This is a genomic window from Pseudomonas sp. Pseusp49, assembly GCF_059491875.1.
The window spans coordinates 1,706,087-1,729,561 of sequence record NZ_CP168514.1; the positions used below are offsets into that span (position 1 = coordinate 1,706,087).

Sequence of the window (23,475 nt, forward strand, 5' to 3'; positions counted from 1 at the left end):
CACATTGATTTATGGTGTGCTGGAAATTGGCGAATCTGTCATATGGTTCTAAGACTAAGGTCGTCTGGAACCTGCCCCGCAGCCGCATAGAGTGGATACCGTTCCACTTCAATCTGTGCTGCGAGGATAAAAACAATGAACGACAGCATTTACCTCTCGATTCAAAACAGCCCGCGTTTCAAGGAGCTGGTCAGCAAGAGGGAGCGATTCGCCTGGATTCTTTCGGCGATCATGCTAGGGCTTTACTCCGGATTCATTCTTCTGATTGCCTATGGGCCGCAGGTGCTGGGGGCAAAAATCAACCCTGAGTCCTCGATTACCTGGGGCATACCGATTGGCGTCGGGCTGATTGTCTCGGCCTTCGTCCTGACCGGCATCTACGTACGACGCGCCAATGGCGAATTCGACGACCTGAACAATGCGATTCTCAAGGAGGCTCAGCAATGATCCGCCGTCTAATGGCTCTTTTGAGCATCGCTGCTTTCGCACCTGGCGCCTGGGCGGCTGACGCCCTGACCGGTGCCGTGCAAAAGCAACCGCTTAACGTGTCGGCAATCCTGATGTTTGTCGCCTTCGTCGGTGCCACCCTGTGCATCACCTACTGGGCTTCCAAGCGTAATAATTCGGCAGCCGACTACTATGCCGCCGGCGGCAAGATCACCGGGTTCCAGAACGGACTGGCGATTGCCGGTGACTACATGTCAGCGGCGTCTTTCCTGGGTATTTCCGCGCTGGTGTTCGCTTCAGGCTACGACGGGCTGATCTATTCGATCGGATTCCTGGTGGGCTGGCCGATCATCCTGTTCCTGATTGCCGAGCGCCTGCGTAACCTGGGCAAGTACACCTTTGCCGACGTGGCGTCCTACCGCCTGGGGCAAACCCAGATCCGTACGCTGTCTGCTTGCGGGTCGCTGGTGGTGGTGGCGTTCTACCTGATCGCCCAGATGGTCGGTGCGGGCAAGCTGATCCAGCTGTTGTTCGGCCTCGACTACCACGTCGCGGTGATTCTGGTGGGCGTGCTGATGTGCCTTTATGTGCTGTTCGGCGGCATGCTGGCGACCACCTGGGTGCAAATCATCAAGGCGGTTCTGCTGCTGTCCGGCGCTTCCTTCATGGCGCTGATGGTGATGAAACACGTCAACTTCGACTTCAACATGCTGTTTTCCGAGGCGATCAAGGTTCACCCTAAAGGTGAAGCGATCATGAGCCCGGGCGGTCTGGTGAAAGATCCGGTCTCGGCGTTCTCCCTCGGGCTGGCTCTGATGTTCGGTACCGCGGGTCTGCCGCACATCCTGATGCGCTTCTTCACCGTGAGTGATGCAAAGGAAGCTCGCAAGAGTGTGCTGTACGCAACCGGTTTCATTGGCTACTTCTACATCCTGACCTTCATCATCGGTTTCGGCGCGATCCTGCTGGTCAGCACCAACCCGGCCTTCAAAGACGCGGCCGGCGCGTTGCTCGGCGGTAACAACATGGCGGCGGTGCACCTGGCCAACGCGGTCGGCGGCAGTATCTTCCTGGGCTTCATCTCGGCCGTGGCGTTCGCGACCATTCTGGCGGTAGTGGCCGGCCTGACCCTGGCGGGTGCTTCGGCGGTGTCCCACGACCTGTATGCCAGTGTGATCAAGAAGGGCAAGGCCAACGAGAAGGATGAGATTCGTATTTCGAAGATCACCACCGTTGCCTTGGCTGTGCTGGCCATCGTTCTGGGTATTCTGTTCGAAAGCCAGAACATCGCGTTCATGGTGGGCCTGGCGTTCTCCATCGCGGCGAGCTGCAACTTCCCGGTACTGCTGCTTTCCATGTACTGGAAAAAGCTGACCACTCGCGGTGCGATGATCGGCGGCTGGATGGGCCTGATCAGTGCCGTAGGCCTGATGATCCTTGGCCCGACCATCTGGGTGCAGATTCTGCATCACGAGAAGGCTATCTTCCCGTATGAGTACCCGGCGTTGTTCTCGATGTTGATTGCCTTTGTCGGGATCTGGTTCTTCTCGGTCACTGACAAGTCGACTGCGGCTGACAATGAGCGGGCGCTGTTCTTCCCGCAGTTTGTTCGTTCGCAGACCGGGTTGGGGGCGAGTGGGGCGGTTTCGCACTAAGGCTTCAACGCTTTACATCTAAGTTGCGCTGACATCGAGTGCCCCGATCGAGAGATCGGGGCATTTTTGTTGGGCGATTACCGACCGGAATTTGTCGGGTGTGCTCGATCCTGTGGGAGCGGGCTTGCTCGCGAAGGCGGCCTGACAGCCGACCTGTCTCTTGTTGACCGTGTACATATCCATTGTTGCGGTAACGGCGGCTTACGGTTTCGCCCTTACGGCGACTCACTTTTTTACAAGCGCCTAAAAAAGTAAGCAAAAAACGCCCCTTGCGTACGGCCCCTCGCCTAGGCTCGGGGTACCTTCGCTCCGGTATTCATCCGGGGGCATTGCCCTCCGGTCGGCTTCGCTTCGACCTACATGCAATGAGTTCGACTGCGTCGAACGGCGCTGCGCGCCCATCCCCGGATGAACACCTCCACTCAGCCTGCCGAGGGGGCGGGTGGATCAAGATCAAGAGCGGCAGGCGAGCTAACGCTCGGCCTGTAGGAGCTGCCGCAGGCTGCGATCTTTTGATCTTGATCTTCCGCCTCTTCGACATTGTCAAAAACCAGAATCAAAAGATCGCAGCCTGCGGCAGCTCCTACATGGAAACACGCACGCATCAGAATCAGGCCGGCCGGTAGGCCGCCTCGCTTTGCTTTTGCGGTGTACGCCCCCTCGTGAGGCCGAGCGCAGGTTCTGCGCAGTGGGCTCTGTAGGAGCGAGCTTGCTCGCGAAAAACCTGAGAGCACCGCGGGGCGTCAGGCTTCCCGCATCATCGTTGACCTCCATCGCGAGCAAGCTCGCTCCTACAGGCTTTTCCAAAGTGACCCGCCGTAAGGGCGGAACCATAAGCCGCCGTTACCTAAATAACGGATATGCCCACGATCAAAAAACCGCCAAACACAAACAAAAACGGCCTCCTGCTCTTTATATAAAAAGCAGAGGCCGTTCCCGGTACAACTCAACACGCTACAGCAAGACAGATCTTACTTGCGGTCTTCCAGCTTGGTGATGTCACGCGACTCGTAGCCGGTGTACAGCTGGCGCGGACGGCCGATCTTGTACGGGCTGGAGAGCATTTCTTTCCAGTGGGAGATCCAGCCGACGGTCCGCGCCAGGGCGAAGATCACGGTGAACATGCTGGTTGGAATGCCGATCGCCTTGAGGATGATCCCCGAGTAGAAGTCGACGTTCGGGTACAGCGAGCGTTCGATGAAGTATGGGTCGGTCAGGGCGATCTCTTCCAGGCGCATGGCCAGTTCGAGTTGCGGATCGTTCTGGATGCCCAGTTCTTTCAATACTTCGTCGCAGGTCTGCTTCATGACGGTGGCGCGCGGATCGCGGTTTTTGTAAACGCGGTGACCGAAGCCCATCAGTTTGAACGGATCGTTCTTGTCCTTGGCCTTGGCGATGAACTTGTCGATGTTCGAAACATCGCCGATTTCATCGAGCATGGTCAGTACGGCTTCGTTTGCACCGCCGTGGGCAGGGCCCCACAGTGCAGCGATACCGGCGGCGATACAGGCGAACGGGTTGGCACCCGAGGAGCCCGCCAGGCGCACGGTGGACGTCGAGGCGTTCTGCTCGTGGTCGGCATGGAGGATGAAGATCCGGTCCATGGCCTTGGCGAGTACCGGGCTGATCGGTTTGATCTCGCACGGGGTGTTGAACATCATGTGCAGGAAGTTTTCCGCGTACGACAGGTCGTTGCGCGGGTACATCATGGGTTGGCCCATGGAGTACTTGTAAACCATCGCTGCCAGGGTCGGCATCTTGGCAACCAGACGGATCGCGGAGATTTCGCGATGCTGCGGGTTATTGATGTCCAGGGAGTCGTGGTAGAAGGCCGAGAGGGCGCCGACTACGCCGCACATGACGGCCATCGGGTGGGCGTCGCGACGGAAGCCGTTGAAGAAGGTCTTCAACTGCTCGTGAACCATGGTGTGGTTCTTCACGGTGCTGACGAACTGGGCCTTCTGTTCTGCGGTCGGCAGTTCGCCGTTGAGCAGCAGATAGCAGGTTTCCAGGTAGTCCGACTTTTCAGCCAGCTGTTCGATCGGGTAGCCGCGGTGCAGCAGGATGCCGTTGTCGCCGTCGATATAGGTGATCTTCGACTCGCACGAGGCGGTCGACATGAAACCTGGGTCAAAAGTGAAACGGCCCGTGGCCGTCAGGCCCCGAACATCGATAACATCGGGACCAACGGTGCCGGTTAAAATGGGCAGCTCGACGGGGGCTGCGCCCTCGATGATCAACTGCGCTTTTTTGTCAGCCATGTGGCCTCCTATTTATGCTTGAAATCATCAGACAGACCCCCCACGCAGGGCCCGCACCACTATAGTGAGATAAATTCGAATGTCAATTTGCCTAAAGTCTTGCTCCAGAAGGCTTTAACCGGACTTTTTTCTCGAAATTGGCTGCCATTTACGCCTTTTATGTCCGTTGCGCAATCAGCTGTTTGGGTTAGGTCTTTGCGTTGTCATTAGTAGCCTAACTGTCTATACTCGGCCACCGACCGCCAGGGGCTTTTGGGCCTGCTTTATTGGGGGTCGCATCCCTGGGTGGTGGTTACCTGACCAGTGCACTCCCCAACAACTTTGCCCTGATTGTTAGGGGCTCTTCAGTGTGAAAAAAAAGCCGTGAAAAGCCAACGACCTGTAAACCTAGACCTAAGGACCATCAAACTCCCCATCACCGGCGTTACGTCGTTTCTTCACCGTGTTTCCGGCATCATCCTCTTCCTGGGCCTTGGCTTCATGCTTTATGCATTGGGCAAATCCCTGGGTTCCGAGGAAGGTTTTGCCGAGGTGAAGGCATGCTTGACCAGCCCGCTGGCCAAGTTCGTAGCATGGGGCCTCCTGTCCGCTCTTCTGTATCACCTGGTAGCCGGTGTGCGCCACTTGATCATGGATATGGGCATCGGTGAGACGCTGGAAGGCGGCCGCCTGGGCTCGAAAATTATCATCGCCGTTTCCGTGGTGTTGATCGTTCTGGCAGGAGTTTGGATATGGTAACCAGCGTTACGAACCTTTCGCGTTCCGGTCTTTATGACTGGATGGCGCAACGTGTGTCTGCGGTCGTTCTCGCGGCTTATTTCATTTTCCTGATCGGATACCTCGCAGCGAACCCGGGCATTGGCTACGACCAATGGCACGGCCTGTTCGCCCACAACGGGATGCGTATCTTCAGTCTGCTGGCCCTCGTTGCCCTGGGCGCTCACGCCTGGGTCGGCATGTGGACCATCGCGACCGACTACCTGACGCCAATGGCGCTGGGCAAGTCCGCGACTGCAGTACGTTTCCTTTTCCAGGCGGTATGCGGCGTTGCGATGTTCGCTTACTTCGTCTGGGGTGTGCAGATTCTCTGGGGTATCTGATTCATGGCTAACATTCCAACGATTTCTTTCGACGCCATCATTATTGGTGGTGGCGGTGCCGGCATGCGCGCAGCGCTGCAACTGGCACAAGGTGGTCACAAGACTGCCGTGATCACCAAGGTGTTCCCGACCCGTTCGCACACTGTATCCGCCCAGGGCGGCATCACCTGCGCGATCGCGTCTGCTGACCCGAACGATGACTGGCGCTGGCACATGTACGATACCGTCAAGGGTTCCGACTACATCGGTGACCAGGACGCTATCGAATACATGTGTCAGGAAGGCCCGGCCGCCGTTTTCGAGCTGGACCACATGGGTCTGCCGTTCTCGCGTACCGAACAAGGCCGTATCTATCAGCGTCCGTTCGGTGGCCAGTCCAAGGACTACGGCAAGGGCGGCCAGGCTGCGCGTACTTGCGCTGCCTCCGACCGTACCGGTCACGCCCTGTTGCACACCCTCTATCAGGGCAACCTGAAAGCCGGTACCACGTTCCTGAACGAGTACTACGCTGTCGATCTGGTGAAGAACGGCGAAGGCGAGTTCGTCGGTGTGATCGCGATCTGCATCGAAACCGGTGAAACCACCTACATCCGCGCCAAAGCCACCGTGCTGGCGACCGGCGGTGCAGGCCGTATCTACGCGTCGACCACCAACGCCCTGATCAACACCGGTGACGGCGTTGGCATGGCGCTGCGTGCCGGCGTACCGGTACAAGACATTGAAATGTGGCAGTTCCACCCGACCGGTATCGCCGGCGCCGGTGTACTGGTTACAGAAGGCTGCCGTGGTGAAGGTGGATACCTGATCAACAAGCACGGCGAGCGTTTCATGGAGCGTTATGCTCCGAACGCCAAGGACCTTGCCGGTCGTGACGTTGTTGCCCGTTCGATGGTTAAAGAAATCATCGCCGGTAACGGTTGCGGTCCGAATGGCGACCACGTGATGCTCAAGCTCGACCACCTGGGCGAGGAAGTGCTGCACAGCCGTCTGCCAGGCATCTGCGAACTGTCGAAGACTTTTGCACACGTTGACCCGGTGGTTGCTCCGGTTCCGGTTGTTCCGACCTGCCACTACATGATGGGCGGCGTTGCCACCAACATTCACGGTCAGGCGATCACCCAGAACGCCGAAGGCGTCGACCAGATCATCCCGGGTCTGTTTGCCGTGGGCGAAGTGGCTTGCGTATCGGTTCACGGTGCCAACCGTCTGGGCGGCAACTCGCTGCTCGACCTGGTGGTATTCGGCCGTGCTGCCGGCCTGCACCTGGAAAAGGCGCTGACCGATGGTATCGAATACGACGACGCTACCGAAGCCGACATCGAAGCTGCCCTGTCGCGCCTGAACGCACTGAACAACCGTACTGATGGCGAAGACGTGGCTACCCTGCGTCGCGAGCTGCAAAGCTGCATGCAGAACTACTTCGGTGTATTCCGTACCGGCGAATACATGCAGAAAGGTATCGCTCAGCTGGCTGAGCTGCGTACCCGCATTGCCAACGTGAAGATCAACGACAAGTCGCAGGCGTTCAACACTGCCCGTATCGAAGCGCTGGAACTGCAAAACCTGCTGGAAGTGGCCGAAGCTACCGCCATCGCTGCCGAAGTACGTAAAGAGTCCCGCGGCGCACACGCCCGTGAAGACTTCGAAGACCGTGACGACGAAAACTGGCTGTGCCACACCCTGTACTTCCCGGGTGACAAGCGCGTCACCAAGCGTGCCGTGAACTTCTCGCCGAAGACTGTTCCGACTTTCGAACCTAAAGTCCGGACTTATTAAGGGTGACCGCCATGTTGCAAGTCAGTGTATATCGTTACAACCCTGATCAGGACGCTGCGCCGTTCATGCAGGAGTTCCAGGTCGATACCGGTGGTAAAGACCTGATGGTGCTGGACGTGCTGGCCCTGATCAAAGAGCAGGACGAGGGTTTCTCCTATCGTCGCTCTTGCCGTGAAGGTGTTTGCGGTTCCGACGGCATGAACATCAACGGCAAAAACGGCCTGGCGTGCATCACGCCGCTGTCTGCTGTCGTAAAAGGTAACAAGTTGATCGTTCGTCCTCTGCCAGGTTTGCCGGTTATCCGTGACCTGGTCGTCGATATGAGCATCTTCTACAAGCAATACGAGAAGGTTAAGCCATACCTGCAGAACGACACGCCGGCTCCGGCCATCGAGCGTCTGCAGTCCCCTGAAGAACGTGAAAAGCTGGACGGCCTGTACGAGTGCATCCTGTGCGCTTGCTGCTCGACTTCCTGCCCGTCCTTCTGGTGGAACCCGGACAAGTTCCTGGGCCCGGCCGCCCTGCTGCAAGCGTACCGCTTCCTGGCAGACAGCCGTGACACCAAGACGTCCGAGCGTCTGGCTTCGCTGGATGACCCGTTCAGCGTATTCCGCTGCCGCGGGATCATGAACTGCGTCAACGTATGTCCGAAAGGCCTGAACCCGACTAAGGCCATCGGTCACATCCGTAACATGTTGCTCTCGAGCGGCGTGTGATTCAGCTGCTGTACCCGCTGTACCCGTAGATGCTGCGGCGCAGGCTTCAACCGGCGCCGTAGTTTTAACCTGAGCAGCAGCTTAAAAGGCTGCGGCTCTTATTTTGAAGAAATGAGACAAGCAGGGGCATCCGGGCTGGTACCCGGACTATCAGTGTGATCCTAGTGGCTTGTTTTGGTCGCTGCATTCGGACTTCTGCAAGTTTGCTCGGTGTCGACACCGGTGGTGTTCCCCTAACCGAGGGTGACCAAGCATGCAAGAAAGCGTGATGCAGCGCATGTGGAACAGTGCCTACCTATCCGGTAGTAACGCTGCCTATGTGGAAGAGCTTTATGAGCTCTACCTGCACGACCCTAACGCTGTGCCAGAAGAGTGGCGCACCTACTTCCAGAAGTTGCCTGCTGACGGCAACTCTGCCACCGATGTTTCGCACTCCACAATTCGCGATCATTTCGTCTTGCTGGCAAAGAACCAGCGCCGCGCCCAACCGGTTTCCGCCGGCAGCGTGAGCAGTGAGCACGAGAAGAAGCAAGTTGAAGTGCTGCGATTGATCCAGGCCTACCGTATGCGTGGCCACCAGGCAGCCCAGCTTGACCCGCTGGGACTGTGGCAGCGTCCTGCACCTGCAGACCTGTCGATCAATCATTACGGCTTGACCAATGCCGATCTTGATACGACCTTCCGTGCCGGCGACCTGTTCATCGGCAAAGAGGAAGCGAGCCTACGCGAAATTCACGAAGCGTTGCAGCAGACATATTGCCGCACCATCGGCGCTGAATTCACGCATATCACCGATTCCGAGCAGCGCCAGTGGTTCCAGCAGCGTCTGGAAAGCGTGCGCGGCCGTCCGACGTACTCCGCCGACATCAAGAGCCACCTGCTCGAGCGCGTGACCGCCGGTGAAGGCCTGGAAAAATACCTGGGCACCAAATACCCGGGTACCAAGCGTTTCGGTCTGGAAGGCGGCGAAAGCCTGATTCCGATGCTCGACGAGCTGATCCAGCGTTCCGGTTCCTACGGCACCAAGGAAATCGTCATCGGCATGGCCCACCGTGGCCGTCTGAACGTGCTGGTCAACACCTTCGGCAAGAACCCGCGCGAGCTGTTCGACGAGTTCGAAGGCAAGAAGAAGGTCGAGCTCGGTTCCGGTGACGTGAAATACCACCAGGGCTTCTCGTCCAACGTGATGACCACCGGCGGTGAAGTTCACCTGGCGATGGCGTTCAACCCGTCCCACCTGGAAATCGTTTCCCCGGTGGTCGAAGGTTCGGTTCGCGCCCGTCAGGATCGTCGCAACGACCCGACCGGCGAGAAGGTCCTGCCGATCTCCATCCACGGTGACGCTGCGTTCGCAGGTCAGGGCGTGGTCATGGAAACCTTCCAGATGTCGCAGACCCGCGGTTTCAAGACCGGCGGTACCGTGCACATCGTGATCAACAACCAGGTCGGTTTCACCATCAGCAACCCGCTGGACTCGCGTTCCACCGAGTACGCGACCGACGTTGCGAAAATGATCCAGGCGCCGATCCTCCATGTGAATGGTGATGATCCGGAAGCCGTATTGTTCGTGACCCAGCTGGCCATCGACTACCGCATGCAGTTCAAGCGTGACGTGGTGATCGACCTGGTCTGCTACCGTCGTCGCGGCCACAACGAGGCCGACGAGCCAAGCGGCACCCAGCCTCTGATGTATCAGCAGATCACCAAGCAGCGCACCACCCGTGAGCTGTATGCCGATCGCCTGACTCAAGGCGGTGTGCTGGATGCAGAGCGTGTTCAGGCGAAAGTCGACGAATACCGCAACGCGCTGGACAACGGTCTGCACGTTGTGAAGAGCCTGGTCAAGGAGCCGAACAAGGAACTGTTCGTGGACTGGCGTCCGTACCTGGGTCACACCTGGACCGCGCGTCACGACACTCGTTTCGATCTGAAGACCTTGCAGGAACTGTCCGCCAAGCTGCTGGAAATCCCGGAAGGCTTCGTGGTCCAGCGCCAGGTTGCCAAGATCTACGAAGACCGCCAGAAGATGCAAGCCGGTGGCCTGCCGATCAACTGGGGCTACGCCGAAACCATGGCGTACGCGACCCTGGCGTTCGAAGGTCACCCGATTCGCATGACTGGCCAGGACATCGGCCGCGGTACGTTCTCGCACCGTCACGCTGTCCTGCACAACCAGAAAGACGCGGGTACCTACATCCCGCTGCAGAACCTGTACGACGGTCAGCCGCGTTTTGACCTGTACGACTCGTTCCTGTCCGAAGAAGCGGTATTGGCGTTCGAGTACGGTTACTCGACCACCACGCCGAATGCCCTGGTTATCTGGGAAGCCCAGTTCGGCGACTTCGCCAACGGCGCCCAGGTTGTAATCGACCAGTTCATCACCAGTGGCGAGCACAAGTGGGGCCGTCTGTGCGGTCTGACCATGCTGCTGCCGCACGGTTATGAAGGTCAGGGTCCGGAGCACTCCTCGGCTCGTCTGGAGCGTTACCTGCAACTGTGCGCCGAGCACAACATTCAGGTGTGCATGCCGACGACGCCGGCTCAGATCTACCACTTGCTGCGCCGTCAGGTGATTCGCCCGCTGCGCAAACCACTGGTAGTCCTGACTCCGAAGTCGCTGCTGCGCCACAAGCTGGCCATCTCGACGCTGGAAGATCTGGCCGAAGGTTCGTTCCAGACCGTCATCCCGGAAATCGATGCCCAAGACCCGAAAAAGGTCGAGCGCGTTGTTCTGTGTAGCGGCAAGGTCTACTACGACCTGCTGGAAAAACGCCGTGCCGAAGGTCGTGACGACATCGCCATCGTGCGTATCGAGCAGCTGTACCCATTCCCTGAGGACGACTTGAAAGAAGTCCTGGCTCCTTACACCAACGTCAAACATGCCGTCTGGTGTCAGGAAGAGCCGATGAACCAGGGTGCCTGGTACTGCAGCCAACACCACATGCGTCGCAGCATCAGCAACCTCAACAAGTCTCTCGTACTCGAGTACGCGGGCCGTGAGGCTTCTGCTGCACCTGCATGCGGTTACGCATCGATGCACGCCGAACAGCAGGAAAAACTGCTGCAAGACGCCTTTACTGTTTAACGCCTTCGCGCACCTGAAACCGAATTTAAGGAACCACAGACAATGGCTATCGAGATCAAAGCCCCCACTTTCCCGGAATCGGTTGCCGATGGCACCGTTGCCACCTGGCACAAACAACCGGGCGATGCGGTCAAGCGCGACGAACTGATCGTCGACATCGAAACCGACAAAGTCGTGCTGGAAGTGCTGGCTACCGCTGACGGCGTGCTGGGCGCTATCGTCAAGAACGAAGGCGACACCGTTCTGTCCGACGAAGTCCTGGGCTCCATCGTTGAAGGCGGCGCTGCTGCTGCCGCTCCGGCTGCCGCTGCTGCTCCGGCCGCTGCTGCCGCAGCTCCGGCTGCCGGCGCTGACGAAGACGCTATCGCCGCTCCAGCCGCTCGCAAGCTGGCCGAAGAAAACGGCATCAACCTGGCTTCCGTCAAAGGCACCGGCAAAGATGGCCGTGTCACCAAGGAAGACGTGGTTGCCGCTGTCGAAGCCAAGAAAGCCGCTCCTGCTGCCGCACCTGCCAAGGCTGCTGCTCCGGCTGCCGCTGCTCCTGTGTTCGCTGCCGGCGACCGCATCGAGAAGCGCGTGCCGATGACCCGCGTTCGTGCCACCGTGGCCAAGCGTCTGGTTGAAGCCCAGTCGAACATGGCGATGCTGACCACGTTCAACGAAGTCGACATGACCGAAGTCATGGCGCTGCGTTCGAAGTACAAGGATCTCTTCGAGAAGTCCCACAACGGCGTGCGCCTGGGCTTCATGTCCTTCTTCGTGAAAGCGGCTACCGAAGCACTGAAGCGCTTCCCGGCTGTCAACGCCTCGATCGACGGCGGCGACATCGTTTACCACGGCTACGCTGACGTCGGCGTTGCAGTTTCCAGCGATCGCGGCCTGGTAGTACCGGTTCTGCGTAACGCCGAACTGATGAGCCTGGCTGAAATCGAAGGCGGCATCGCCACCTTCGGCAAGAAAGCCCGCGACGGCAAACTGTCGATGGACGAAATGACCGGTGGTACGTTCACCATCACCAACGGCGGTACTTTCGGTTCGATGATGTCGACCCCGATCGTCAACCCGCCACAAGCCGCCATCCTGGGCATGCACAACATCATCCAGCGTCCTATGGCCATCAACGGTCAGGTCGTTATCCGTCCGATGATGTACCTGGCACTGTCCTACGATCACCGTCTGATCGATGGCAAAGAAGCTGTGACCTTCCTGGTGACCATCAAGAACCTGCTGGAAGATCCGGCTCGTCTGTTGCTGGATATTTAAAAAACAGCGACAAGCTGCAAGTGACAAGCCCCAAGCTCAAGGCGAACGAGTGGGGGCTTCGAGCTTGTGGCTTATTGCTTGTAGCTTGAAGCTAAAAGAGGATTCTTTTACATGTCGCAGAAATTTGACGTAGTAGTGATCGGTGCGGGCCCTGGCGGTTACGTCGCTGCCATCAAGGCCGCGCAGTTGGGTCTCTCCACTGCCTGCATCGAGAAGTACACCGACAAGGAAGGCAAACTGGCTCTGGGCGGTACTTGCCTGAACGTCGGCTGCATTCCATCCAAGGCCCTGCTGGACAGCTCGTGGAAGTTCCACGAAGCCCAGGACGGTTTCGCGATCCACGGTATCAATCACGCTGGCGTGACCATGGACGTGCCAGCGATGGTCGGCCGTAAAGCCAACATCGTCAAAGGCCTGACCTCCGGCGTTGCGACCCTGTTCAAAGCCAACGGTGTGACCTCCATCCAGGGTCACGGCAAGCTGCTGGCCGGCAAGAAAGTCGAAGTCACCAAGCCTGATGGCTCGGTAGAAATCATCGAAGCCGAAAACGTCATCCTGGCACCAGGTTCGCGTCCGATCGACATTCCGCCAGCTCCGGTTGACCAGAATGTGATCGTCGATTCGACTGGCGCTCTGGAATTCCAATCCGTTCCAAAACGTCTGGGCGTGATCGGCGCTGGCGTGATCGGTCTGGAACTGGGTTCGGTCTGGTCGCGCCTGGGTGCGCAAGTGACTGTCCTGGAAGCCCTGGACACCTTCCTGATGGCAGCTGACACCGCTGTTTCCAAGGAAGCGCTGAAAACCCTGACCAAGCAAGGTCTGGACATCAAGCTGGGCGCTCGCGTCACCGGTTCCAAAGTGAACGGCGACGAAGTCGTGGTGAACTACACCGATGCCAACGGCGAACAGAACATCACTTTCGACAAGCTGATCGTAGCCGTTGGTCGCCGTCCGGTGACCACTGATCTGTTGGCTGCCGACTGCGGCGTGACCCTGGACGAGCGCGGTTTCGTGCACGTTGACGATCACTGCGCCACCACCGTACCGGGCGTTTACGCCATCGGCGACGTGGTTCGCGGCATGATGCTGGCGCACAAGGCGTCCGAAGAAGGCATCATGGTTGTCGAGCGCATCAAGGGCCACAAGGCCCAGATGAACTATGATTTGATCCCTTCGGTTATTTATACTCACCCGGAAATCGCGTGGGTTGGTAAAACCGAGCAGGCCTTGAAAGCCGAAGGCGTTGAAGTTAACGTCGGCACCTTCCCGTTCGCAGCCTCCGGCCGTGCCATGGCCGCCAACGACACCGGTGGTTTCGTCAAGGTCATCGCAGATGCCAAGACGGACCGCGTACTGGGCGTCCACGTGATTGGCCCAAGCGCTGCCGAACTGGTTCAGCAGGGCGCGATCGGTATGGAATTCGGCACCAGCGCTGAAGACCTGGGCATGATGGTTTTCTCCCATCCGACCCTGTCTGAAGCCTTGCACGAAGCTGCTTTGGCAGTGAATGGCGGCGCCATCCACATCGCCAACCGCAAGAAGCGTTAAGACATAATAAGAAACCACGGCGGTTTGGCCCGTCGTGAGCCTTGCATGCAAGACTCACCGCGGAATATCCGCTGGACGCAGTCTTGCGTAGCTCAGCTACGCAAGCAGCAGTCACAGGTGGTGCGGCACTGAACAGTGCAGCACCGAATGCGCAGTACCTAACGAAGACGGTAATAAGCATGAATCTTCACGAGTATCAGGGTAAGCAGCTGTTCGCTGAGTACGGCCTGCCAGTTTCCACCGGTTACGCGGTAGACACCCCGGAAGCAGCAGCAGAAGCTTGCGACAAAATCGGCGGCAGCGAGTGGGTTGTCAAAGCCCAGGTCCACGCCGGTGGTCGCGGTAAAGCGGGCGGCGTCAAGCTGGTTCGCAACAAAGAAGACGCCAAAGCCTTCGCACAGCAGTGGCTGGGCAAGCGTCTGGTGACTTACCAGACTGACGCCAATGGTCAGCCAGTCACCAAGATCCTGGTTGAATCGTGCACTGATATCGCTAAAGAGCTGTACCTGGGCGCTGTCGTTGACCGTTCGAGCCGTCGCATCGTGTTCATGGCTTCCACCGAAGGTGGCGTGGACATCGAGAAAATCGCTCACGACACTCCAGAAAAAATTCTGAAGGCCACTATCGATCCACTGGTTGGCGCTCAGCCATTCCAGGGTCGTGAACTGGCTTTCCAGCTGGGTCTGGAAGGCAAGCAAGTTGCCCAGTTCGCCAAGATCTTCGTAGGTCTGGCCAAACTGTTCCAGGATCACGATCTGGCCCTGCTGGAAGTGAACCCGCTGGTGATCAAGGCTGATGGCGATCTGCACTGCCTGGACGCCAAGATCAACATCGACGCCAACGCCATGTACCGTCAGCCTAAGCTGAAGACTTTCCACGATCCGTCGCAGGACGATCCGCGCGAAGCGCACGCTGCCAAGTTCGAATTGAACTACGTAGCGCTGGAAGGCAACATCGGTTGCATGGTCAACGGTGCTGGCCTGGCCATGGGTACCATGGACATCGTCAACCTGCATGGCGGCAAGCCAGCCAACTTCCTCGACGTGGGCGGCGGTGCTACCAAGGAACGCGTTACCGAAGCGTTCAAGATCATCCTGTCCGACACTAACGTCGCTGCAGTACTGGTCAACATCTTCGGCGGCATCGTTCGTTGCGACATGATTGCCGAAGGCATCATCGGCGCGGTGAAAGAAGTCGGCGTGAAAATCCCGGTTGTTGTTCGCCTTGAAGGCAACAACGCTGAGCTGGGCGCTAAAGTACTGGCAGAAAGCGGTTTGAACATCATCGCTGCTACCAGCCTGACCGACGCTGCTCAACAAGTTGTCAAAGCTGCGGAGGGCAAATAATGAGCGTCCTGATCAATAAAGACACCAAAGTTATCTGCCAGGGTATTACCGGTTCGCAAGGTAGTTTCCACACCCAGCAAGCCATCGAGTACGGCACCAAGATGGTTGGTGGTGTAACTCCAGGCAAAGGCGGCACCGAGCACCTGGGCCTGCCAGTGTTCAACACCGTGAAAGACGCCGTAGCTGCCACTGGCGCCACCGCCAGCGTGATCTACGTTCCGGCTCCTTTCTGCAAGGACTCGATCCTGGAAGCTGCTTTCGGCGGCATCAAGCTGATCGTCTGCATCACCGAAGGCATTCCTACCCTGGACATGCTGGACGCTAAAGTTAAGTGCGACGAGCTGGGTGTTACCCTGATCGGCCCTAACTGCCCAGGCGTGATCACTCCAGGCGAATGCAAGATCGGCATCATGCCAGGTCACATTCACTTGCCAGGCAAGGTCGGTATCGTTTCCCGTTCCGGCACCCTGACCTACGAAGCTGTGAAGCAGACTACTGACGCCGGTTTCGGTCAGTCGACTTGCGTCGGCATCGGTGGTGACCCGATCCCGGGTTCGAACTTCATCGACATCCTGAAGCTGTTCCAGGAAGACCCGAAGACCGAAGCGATCGTGATGATCGGCGAGATCGGCGGTTCGGCTGAAGAAGAAGCGGCTGCCTACATCAAGGCACACGTGACCAAGCCGGTTGTTTCCTACATCGCTGGTGTGACTGCTCCTCCGGGCAAGCGCATGGGCCATGCTGGCGCAATCATCTCTGGCGGCAAAGGCACTGCAGACGAGAAATTCGCTGCTCTGCAAGACGCAGGCGTTAAAACCGTGCGTTCGCTGGCAGACATCGGCAAGGCCCTGGCCGAGCTGACTGGTTGGGCTGTCAAGTAAGCCTCGTGCTTGACTGACGCTTCACCAAACAAAGGCCACCTTCGGGTGGCCTTTGTCGTTTCTGAAGATCAAAAGATCGCAGCCTTCGGCAGTTCCTACATGAGATCGCATTTCCCTGTAGGAGCTGCCGAAGGCTGCGATCTTTTGATCTTTTAATACGTAAACGCGACACAAAAATGTCGCGTATCGGATAGTTCGCCCTCTAACAGTGCGTTTCTGGTCCAAATTCGTTAGGCTACGCGCCATTTTTGCGTCCGCGGCCCACAAGGCACCAACGCGCTAAAAGGGTCGGTCTTATACGGACTGACAGCATTTCCCTCACCCATAGGGAAATCCCTCTCTAAATTCCGATTCAGTAGTGTGGTATTTCCTTAATGAAAGTGTTGAAAGGCCAGGACATCCTGGCACTTGGTTTTATGACGTTTGCCCTGTTCGTCGGGGCTGGCAACATCATCTTCCCGCCTATCGTCGGTTTGCAGTCCGGGCCCAATGTCTGGATGGCGGCGCTGGGTTTCCTGGTCACGGCCGTTGGTCTGCCGGTGATCACCGTTGTGGCGCTGGCGAAGGTCGGCGGCGCAATGGATGCCTTGAGCAGCCCGATCGGTAAAGTGGCTGGTGGCCTGTTGGCTGCGGCCTGCTACCTCGCTGTTGGCCCGCTCTTCGCGACGCCACGTACCGCGACAGTATCCTTCGAAGTGGGCCTGGCGCCGCTGACCGGCGAGAGCCCGCTGGCATTGTTCCTGTACAGCTCGGTTTACTTCCTGCTGGTATTCTTCATCTCGCTGTACCCAGGCCGTTTGCTGGATACCGTAGGGCGCTTTCTCGCTCCGCTGAAGATCATCGCCCTGGCCGTTCTGGGCATTGCAGCATTCGCCCTGCCGGCCGGAGACATTGGCCAGGCCACGCCTGAATATGTGGCGGCACCGTTTTCCCAAGGCTTTATCAATGGTTACCTGACCATGGATACCCTGGGCGCCCTGGTATTCGGCATCGTCATCGTCAACGCCATCCGCTCCCGCGGCGTCGAGTCGCCGGCACTGATCACCCGCTATGCGATCATCGCCGGCCTGATCGCCGGCGTCGGTCTGGCGCTGGTTTACGTCAGCCTGTTCCGTCTCGGATCGGGCAGCCATGAAGTGGCCGCTGGCGCTACCAATGGCGCGGCGGTATTGCACGCTTACGTGCAGCACACCTTCGGTTCGCTGGGCAGCGGTTTCCTGGCTGTGTTGATTTCCCTGGCGTGCCTGGTGACCGCGGTCGGCCTGACCTGTGCCTGCGCCGAGTACTTCAGCCGAGTGGTGCCGCTGTCCTACAAGACACTGGTGATCATCCTCGCGGCGTTCTCGCTGCTGGTGTCCAACCTGGGCCTGACCAAGCTGATTGCGTTCTCGATCCCGGTTCTCACCGCGATCTACCCGCCGTGCATCGTTCTGGTGGCATTGAGCTTCTGCAAGGACTTCTGGCATGAACAGGGTCGTATCCTCGGCCCGGTCATGCTGGTGTCGTTCATCTTCGGCCTGATCGACGCCCTCAAGGGTGCAGGCCTGGCGGACTGGATGCCGACGCAAATGGCGCACCTGCCGCTGAGCGAGCAGGGCCTGGCCTGGCTGGTGCCTTCGGTGATGACGCTGGTGGTTGCCGTGGTCTGCGACCGTCTGCTGGGCAAGCGCGAAGAAGCGCTGGCTTAAGCTTTACCGGCCCGTCACAAGCGGGCCAGTGAAAAAACAGAAATGCCCCGTATCAATCGATACGGGGCATTTTTTTATGGGGGGATGCGGTGTCTTTTGCGTTGCGCTAACGTCGAAGCATTGCAAATCCTGATGTGGGAGCGGGCTTGCTCGCGAAGACGGTGGGTCAGTCAACATCCATGTTGGATGATAAGCCGCCTTCGCGAGCCAGCCCGCTCCCACAGGGATTCGGTACTCCTCTTGCACATCACAAGGACCTGCATGTCGTTCATCCAAGCCAATCTGATCCACATCCTTGCCGCCATCTGGTTCGTCATCTGCTGGGGCGGGTACACCCGTTATGCCACCTGGAAAGGCCGTGACACCGCGTGCCTGGCCAGTGTGCTGCACCTCTATCGTGAAGACTGGATGCGCCGCATGCTGCTGCGCGACAACCGTATCGCCGATGCCAGCGTGATCGGTAACCTGGAGCGCAACGCTTCGTTCTTCGCCTCCAGTACGTTGATTATCCTGGCCGGTATTCTCACGGTGCTGGGGGCTTCGGAAAGGGCGGTATCGTTGCTGGCGGATATCCCGATGGTGCAGCAGGCGTCCCAGGGCATGTCGGAAATCAAGTTGCTGTGCCTGGCGCTGGTGTTTGTCTATGCGTTCTTCACGTTCAGCTGGTGCATGCGCCAGTACAACTTTGCGGCGGTACTGGTAGGTTCGGCGCCAATGGTCGGCGAGCGTCTTGTGTCGGAGCAAGAGCGCAAGGCGTTTGCTTCCCGCGCGGCCCGTGTCATCTCCATGGCCGCCAACCAGTTCAACTTCGGTCTGCGTTCCTATTACTTCGGCATGACCATGCTGGCCTGGTTTGTCAGCCCCTGGTTGTTCATGTTGATGAGCGCCGGCGTGGTATTCGTGTTGTACCGTCGCGAGTTTCACTCTGACGTTCTCGACGTGATGGTCTATACCCCTACAGAGGCGCCATTGCCCGAGGTGATCAAAGAGGCTGCTTGATGAGTATTCCGTTCTGGTGCGTGTTTATCAGTGCCGTGCTGATTTACGTGGCGCGTATGCCCGTGACCAAGGCCATGAAAGAGCAGGGCGGTTACAACAATCATCTGCCGCGCCAGCAGCAGGGCCAACTCACAGGTTTTGGTGCCCGTGCGGTGGCGGCACATCAGAATAGTTTTGAAGCCTTCATATTGTTTGCGGTGGGTGTGTTGATGGCGCATACAACGCAGACGGCAGGCTGGCTCATCGATTTGCTCGCGATCATCTTTGTGATCACTCGGGTTATTTATCTGGTGTGTTACTGGAAGGACCTGGCCTGGCAACGCAGTCTGGTCTGGCTGGTGGGATTAATCTGTTCGCTGTTGCTGATGATTAGTCCGACTTTTCGAACGATTTTGCTCTAAGCATTTTTTTGAAGGCAAAAGAAAACCCGCACTTGGCGGGTTTTCTTTTATCACGCTAAAAACCGGATTAGTTTTTAGGCGCTTCTGGAGCGGCCGGAGTGGCCGGTGCAGCCGGAGCAGCCTCTTTTGCCGCTTCCGCGTTCGATTCAGCCTGAGCTTTGGCAGCTTCGGCGTTTTCTTTCGCCGCGTCGTTCACTTTATCCTGAGCTTTGCTCATGTCTTGCTGAGCTTGCTCAGCATGTTTGTTAGCTTCTTGAGCTTTGTCCTCGGATTTTTTATCGCAGGCAGCGAGACCGAGGGAAGCGGTCAACATCAAGGCAATAGCTAAAGTCTTACGCATGGGGTGTTTCTCCTGATGAAAAGCATCTACTGGCCTTAAGAGCCCATACATCAGGGTTAAGTTCCTTAATTCTTTCAGATATATAAGTTTTGTTCTAATGCGGAACTTTTACCCGGACTGCCACCGCATTGCACGAACCTAAACAAGAGTGTTTATCAAATGACTGAGAACCCCGTTTTTGAGCGAGCGAAGCGCTTTTTGTCGGCGCTGCGACATTGTCAGGTACTTGGACTAAGCGTTCACAGCGCCAGCAGCGAAGGGTTGACGATTGTGCTGCCATACAGCCCGCAGATCGTTGGCAATCCCGAAACCGGCGTGATTCATGGCGGGGCACTGACCTCGCTGATGGACACGGCCTGTGGCATGGCGACGCTCTGTGTGCTCCCGGAGTTCGAAGTCTGCCCGACCCTAGACCTGCGCATCGACTATATGCACGCCGCCGAACCGCACAAGGATGTCTATGGCTTCGCCCAGTGCTATCGGGTCACCACCGACGTGATTTTTGCCCGTGGCTTCGCCTATCAGGATGACCCCGGACAACCCATTGCCCATGTGATGGGCACATTCATGCGCATGGGCAAGGGCATCAAAGGCACCAAGGGCTTTGGTGGTGCAGTTGCCGGAGGTGCGCAATGAGCGAGTCGCTGAAGGACCAATTGCAAAAGGCCCATGAGCAAGGTGACTACGCCTCTCTGCTGGGGTTGATTCCCTATGCCCGGCTGATCGGTGTCGAATGTTCACGGGTGGGCGATGAGCTGCTGTTCAAGCTGCCGGCGAACAAGGACAACATTGGTAACCCTTTGCTGCCGGCGATTCATGGCGGTGTGATCGCCGGGTTCATGGAATTGGCAGCGGCGCTGCACCTGCTGGTGTTTACCGGATCATCCGGGGTGCCGAAGATCATCGACTTCTCCCTGGATTACCTGCGGGCCGGGCAGTTTCGCGACACCTGGGCCCGATGCCAGGTTTGCCGCCAGGGACGGCGGGTCGCCAACGTCGCGATTACCGCCTGGCAAAGTACCGAGGCCGAACCCATTGCCACGGCCCGTGCACATTTCAAACTCGAGGAGCCCTTGAAATCCTGAACTCAGCCCCAAACTCAGATGACAACCCGCCGCCGACCCTCAATGTCGCGGCTTATGCCATCTGATTGGAGTTTGATGACCATGAGTGTGGAAACTCAAAAGGAAACCCTGGGCTTCCAGACCGAGGTGAAGCAGCTGCTGCATCTCATGATCCATTCGCTGTATTCCAACAAGGAAATTTTCCTTCGCGAATTGATCTCGAACGCCTCTGACGCTGTCGACAAATTACGTTTCGAAGCCCTGGCCAAGCCAGAGCTGCTGGAAGGCGGCGCCGAACTGAAAATCCGCGTGAGCTTCGACAAGGACGCTAAAACCGTCACCCTCGAAGACAACGGTATCGGCATGAGCCGCGAAGATGCGATCACCCACCTGGGTACCATCGCCAAGTCCGGCACCGCCGATTTCATGAAGCACCTGACCGGCGACCAGAAGAAAGACTCGCACCTGATCGGCCAGTTCGGTGTCGGTTTCTACTCCGCCTTCATCGTCGCCGACAAAGTCGATGTGTACAGCCGTCGTGCCGGCAGCGCTGCCAGCGAAGGCGTGCACTGGTCGTCCCAGGGCGAAGGTGACTTCGAAGTTGCGACCATCGACAAGGCCGAGCGCGGCACTCGCATCGTCCTGCACCTGAAATCCGGTGAAGACGAGTTCGCCGATGGCTGGCGCCTGCGCAACATCATCAAGAAGTACTCCGACCACATCGCCTTGCCGATCGAGTTGCCGAAAGAAGTGGCGGCCGTTGAAGGCGAAGAGAAACCGGCCGTTGAATGGGAAACCGTCAACCGCGCCAGCGCTCTGTGGACCCGTCCGCGTACCGAGATCAAGGACGAGGAATACCAGGAGTTCTACAAGCACATCGCTCACGATTTCGAAAACCCGCTGAGCTGGAGCCACAACAAGGTCGAAGGCAAGCTGGAATACAGCTCGCTGCTGTACGTGCCGACCCGCGCTCCGTTCGATCTGTACCAGCGTGAAGCGCCAAAAGGCCTGAAGTTGTACGTGCAGCGCGTGTTCGTCATGGATCAGGCCGAGTCCTTCCTGCCGCTGTACCTGCGCTTCATCAAGGGTGTGGTCGACTCCAACGACCTGTCGCTGAACGTGTCGCGGGAAATCCTGCAGAAAGACCCGATCATCGACTCCATGAAGTCGGCACTGACCAAGCGCGTGCTGGACATGCTGGAAAAACTGGCGAAGAACGAGCCTGAGCAATACAAGGGCTTCTGGAAAAACTTCGGTCAGGTCATGAAGGAAGGCCCGGCAGAAGATTTCGCCAACAAGGAAAAAATCGCCGGTCTGCTGCGTTTCGCATCGACCCATGGCGACGACGGCGAGCAGGTTGTCGGCCTGGCCGAGTACCTGGCGCGCGCCAAGGAAGGTCAGGACAAGATCTACTACCTGACCGGAGAAACCTACGCACAGGTCAAGAACAGCCCGCACCTGGAAGTCTTCCGCAAGAAAGGCATCGAAGTGCTGCTGTTGACCGACCGCATCGACGAGTGGCTGATGAGCTACCTCAGCGACTTCGACGGCAAGAGCTTCGTCGACGTGGCGCGCGGTGACCTGGACCTCGGCAACCTGGACTCGGAAGAGGACAAGAAGGCCGCGGAAGAAGTCGCGAAGTCCAAAGAAGGTCTGGTTGAGCGTCTGAAGACCGCGCTGGGCGAATCCGTTGCGGAAGTCCGGGTGTCCCATCGCCTGACCGATTCGCCGGCGATCCTGGCCATCGGTGAGCAGGACCTGGGCCTGCAGATGCGCCAGATTCTGGAGGCCAGCGGGCAGAAGGTTCCGGATTCGAAGCCGATCTTCGAATTCAACCCGGCTCACCCGCTGATCGAGAAGCTCGACAACGAGCAGAGCGACGAGCGCTTCGGCGATCTGTCGCACATCCTCTTCGATCAGGCGGCCCTGGCGGCCGGCGACAGCTTGAAAGATCCGGCGGCCTATGTGCGCCGCTTGAACAAACTGTTGGTCGAGCTATCCGCTTAACTGTGTTGCAGAAAAACCCGCTTCGGCGGGTTTTTTCATTCTGGTGTTCAACAATCAGGAGTCAGAAATGAGCCAAATCACTGTACGTTCCGTTGCCTATCAGATCGATGGCCAAGCCTACGAAAGCCGTCTGGCCTTCGATGCCGACCATAAAGGTCCGCGTCCGGGTTTGTTGATGGCGCCGAACTGGATGGGCGTCAGTGCCGGTGCCGAGGAAATCGCCAGGTCCGTGGCAGCCAAGGGCTACGTGGTGCTGATCGCTGATCTTTACGGGCAATCGGTTCGTCCGTCGAACAATGACGAGGCCGGCGCGGCAATGATGCCGTTGAAGAATGACCGTGGGTTACTGCGCAAGCGCATGCAGGTAGCGTTCGAACAGTTGCAGAGCCAGGGCGAGGCGGCCGTCGATACGTCGAAGCTGGCGACCTACGGGTTCTGTTTCGGCGGCTGCTGTGCCCTGGAGTTTGCCCGTACCGGGGCGCCGGTGAAGGCCGCGGTATCCTTCCACGGCACGCTGGACACCCCGAATCCGGCCGACGCGAAAAACATCAAGGGTAAGGTCCTGGTCCTGCACGGTGCTTCCGATCCACTGGTGCCGAAGGAACAGTTGCCGGCGTTCGAAGATGAAATGAACGCGGCCGGTGTGGACTGGCAGTTGCTGAGCTACGGCGGTGCATTTCACTCGTTCACCGATCCGCACGCGAATGTGCCGGGCATGATGATGTATGACGCCAAGGTGGCTGCCCGGGCCTTCACTTCGATGCACAATCTGCTGGATGAAGTGTTCAAGGGCTGATTGGCCCAAGATCAAGAGATCGCAGCCTGCGGCAGCTCCTACAGGAGAACGCATTTCCCTGTAGGAGCTGCCGAAGGCTGCGATCTTTCAGGGCAACTCGAT

General features: G+C 58.1%; 20 protein-coding genes. 18 read left to right on the plus strand and 2 right to left on the minus strand.

Features of this window, described 5'->3' with window-relative positions; translation table 11 throughout:
* Positions 1–135 precede the first annotated feature (135 nt).
* Complete coding sequence (locus tag ACEN83_RS07580) at positions 136–447, plus strand: DUF485 domain-containing protein (protein ID WP_007971395.1); 312 nt, start codon at positions 136–138, stop codon at positions 445–447.
* Positions 444–2,102, plus strand: a complete 1,659-nt coding sequence (locus tag ACEN83_RS07585; protein ID WP_495579911.1) for a cation acetate symporter — start codon at positions 444–446, stop codon at positions 2,100–2,102. The genes ACEN83_RS07580 and ACEN83_RS07585 overlap by 4 nt, the downstream gene beginning before the upstream one ends.
* A gap of 971 nt (positions 2,103–3,073) precedes the next feature.
* Here ACEN83_RS07585 and gltA read toward each other — a convergent pair.
* Positions 3,074–4,363, minus strand: a complete 1,290-nt coding sequence (gene gltA, locus ACEN83_RS07590; protein WP_007977501.1) for a citrate synthase — start codon at positions 4,361–4,363, stop codon at positions 3,074–3,076.
* 363 nt (positions 4,364–4,726) lie between these two features.
* Here gltA and sdhC point away from each other — a divergent pair, with 363 nt between their 5' ends.
* The 12 genes from sdhC (at position 4,727) to ACEN83_RS07650 (ending at position 19,166) form a co-directional block, all read left to right on the plus strand.
* A complete protein-coding gene (gene sdhC, locus ACEN83_RS07595; protein WP_015096190.1) occupies positions 4,727–5,101 on the plus strand; it encodes a succinate dehydrogenase, cytochrome b556 subunit in 375 nt (124 codons plus the stop codon).
* Positions 5,095–5,463, plus strand: coding sequence for a succinate dehydrogenase, hydrophobic membrane anchor protein (sdhD, locus tag ACEN83_RS07600; protein ID WP_007977503.1), 369 nt, complete (start codon positions 5,095–5,097; stop codon positions 5,461–5,463). Before sdhC ends, sdhD begins: the two co-directional genes overlap by 7 nt.
* A 3-nt stretch (positions 5,464–5,466) precedes the next feature.
* Complete coding sequence (sdhA, locus tag ACEN83_RS07605; protein WP_007977510.1) at positions 5,467–7,239, plus strand: succinate dehydrogenase flavoprotein subunit; 1,773 nt, start codon at positions 5,467–5,469, stop codon at positions 7,237–7,239.
* Positions 7,240–7,250: 11 nt separating this feature from the next.
* Positions 7,251–7,955, plus strand: a complete 705-nt coding sequence (locus ACEN83_RS07610; RefSeq protein ID WP_003223007.1) for a succinate dehydrogenase iron-sulfur subunit — start codon at positions 7,251–7,253, stop codon at positions 7,953–7,955.
* 253 nt (positions 7,956–8,208) lie between these two features.
* Positions 8,209–11,040 carry a 2-oxoglutarate dehydrogenase E1 component gene (locus ACEN83_RS07615; protein WP_102701985.1) on the plus strand — a complete coding sequence of 944 codons (2,832 nt, stop codon included), beginning with the start codon at positions 8,209–8,211 and terminating at the stop codon, positions 11,038–11,040.
* 42 nt (positions 11,041–11,082) lie between these two features.
* The gene (gene odhB / locus ACEN83_RS07620) at positions 11,083–12,303 is read left to right on the plus strand and encodes a 2-oxoglutarate dehydrogenase complex dihydrolipoyllysine-residue succinyltransferase (RefSeq protein WP_007977514.1); all 1,221 of its coding nucleotides are present in this window, start codon (positions 11,083–11,085) and stop codon (positions 12,301–12,303) included.
* A gap of 111 nt (positions 12,304–12,414) precedes the next feature.
* Positions 12,415–13,851 (plus strand): dihydrolipoyl dehydrogenase, encoded by a 1,437-nt coding sequence (gene lpdA / locus ACEN83_RS07625; protein WP_008017863.1) that lies wholly within the window; start codon positions 12,415–12,417, stop codon positions 13,849–13,851.
* A gap of 179 nt (positions 13,852–14,030) precedes the next feature.
* Positions 14,031–15,197: an ADP-forming succinate--CoA ligase subunit beta gene (sucC, locus tag ACEN83_RS07630; RefSeq protein ID WP_003223015.1), complete on the plus strand. Its 1,167-nt coding sequence runs from the start codon at positions 14,031–14,033 to the stop codon at positions 15,195–15,197.
* On the plus strand, positions 15,197–16,078 hold the full coding sequence (sucD, locus tag ACEN83_RS07635; RefSeq protein ID WP_003223019.1) for a succinate--CoA ligase subunit alpha: 882 nt from the start codon (positions 15,197–15,199) through the stop codon (positions 16,076–16,078). The genes sucC and sucD overlap by 1 nt, the downstream gene beginning before the upstream one ends.
* 374 nt (positions 16,079–16,452) lie before the next feature.
* Positions 16,453–17,766, plus strand: coding sequence for a branched-chain amino acid transport system II carrier protein (gene brnQ / locus ACEN83_RS07640; protein ID WP_007977517.1), 1,314 nt, complete (start codon positions 16,453–16,455; stop codon positions 17,764–17,766).
* Between the two features lie 261 nt (positions 17,767–18,027).
* Positions 18,028–18,765, plus strand: a complete 738-nt coding sequence (locus ACEN83_RS07645) for a DUF599 domain-containing protein (RefSeq protein ID WP_007977519.1) — start codon at positions 18,028–18,030, stop codon at positions 18,763–18,765.
* Positions 18,765–19,166: an MAPEG family protein gene (locus ACEN83_RS07650; protein ID WP_116582318.1), complete on the plus strand. Its 402-nt coding sequence runs from the start codon at positions 18,765–18,767 to the stop codon at positions 19,164–19,166. Before ACEN83_RS07645 ends, ACEN83_RS07650 begins: the two co-directional genes overlap by 1 nt.
* A 67-nt stretch (positions 19,167–19,233) precedes the next feature.
* Here ACEN83_RS07650 and ACEN83_RS07655 read toward each other — a convergent pair whose 3' ends face one another.
* The gene (locus ACEN83_RS07655; protein ID WP_007977522.1) at positions 19,234–19,506 is read right to left on the minus strand and encodes a hypothetical protein; all 273 of its coding nucleotides are present in this window, start codon (positions 19,504–19,506) and stop codon (positions 19,234–19,236) included.
* Positions 19,507–19,665: 159 nt separating this feature from the next.
* Between ACEN83_RS07655 and ACEN83_RS07660 the strand changes: the two genes are divergently transcribed.
* The 4 genes from ACEN83_RS07660 (at position 19,666) to ACEN83_RS07675 (ending at position 23,373) form a co-directional block, all read left to right on the plus strand.
* Entirely contained in the window at positions 19,666–20,142 is a 477-nt protein-coding gene (locus tag ACEN83_RS07660; RefSeq protein WP_007977524.1) for a PaaI family thioesterase, read from the plus strand.
* Positions 20,139–20,591, plus strand: a complete 453-nt coding sequence (locus ACEN83_RS07665; RefSeq protein ID WP_007977526.1) for a PaaI family thioesterase — start codon at positions 20,139–20,141, stop codon at positions 20,589–20,591. Before ACEN83_RS07660 ends, ACEN83_RS07665 begins: the two co-directional genes overlap by 4 nt.
* A gap of 81 nt (positions 20,592–20,672) precedes the next feature.
* Positions 20,673–22,577: a molecular chaperone HtpG gene (htpG, locus tag ACEN83_RS07670; RefSeq protein ID WP_495579912.1), complete on the plus strand. Its 1,905-nt coding sequence runs from the start codon at positions 20,673–20,675 to the stop codon at positions 22,575–22,577.
* A 67-nt stretch (positions 22,578–22,644) separates the two neighbouring features.
* A complete protein-coding gene (locus ACEN83_RS07675) occupies positions 22,645–23,373 on the plus strand; it encodes a dienelactone hydrolase family protein (RefSeq protein WP_258684940.1) in 729 nt (242 codons plus the stop codon).
* The last annotated feature ends 102 nt before the right edge of the window (positions 23,374–23,475 follow it).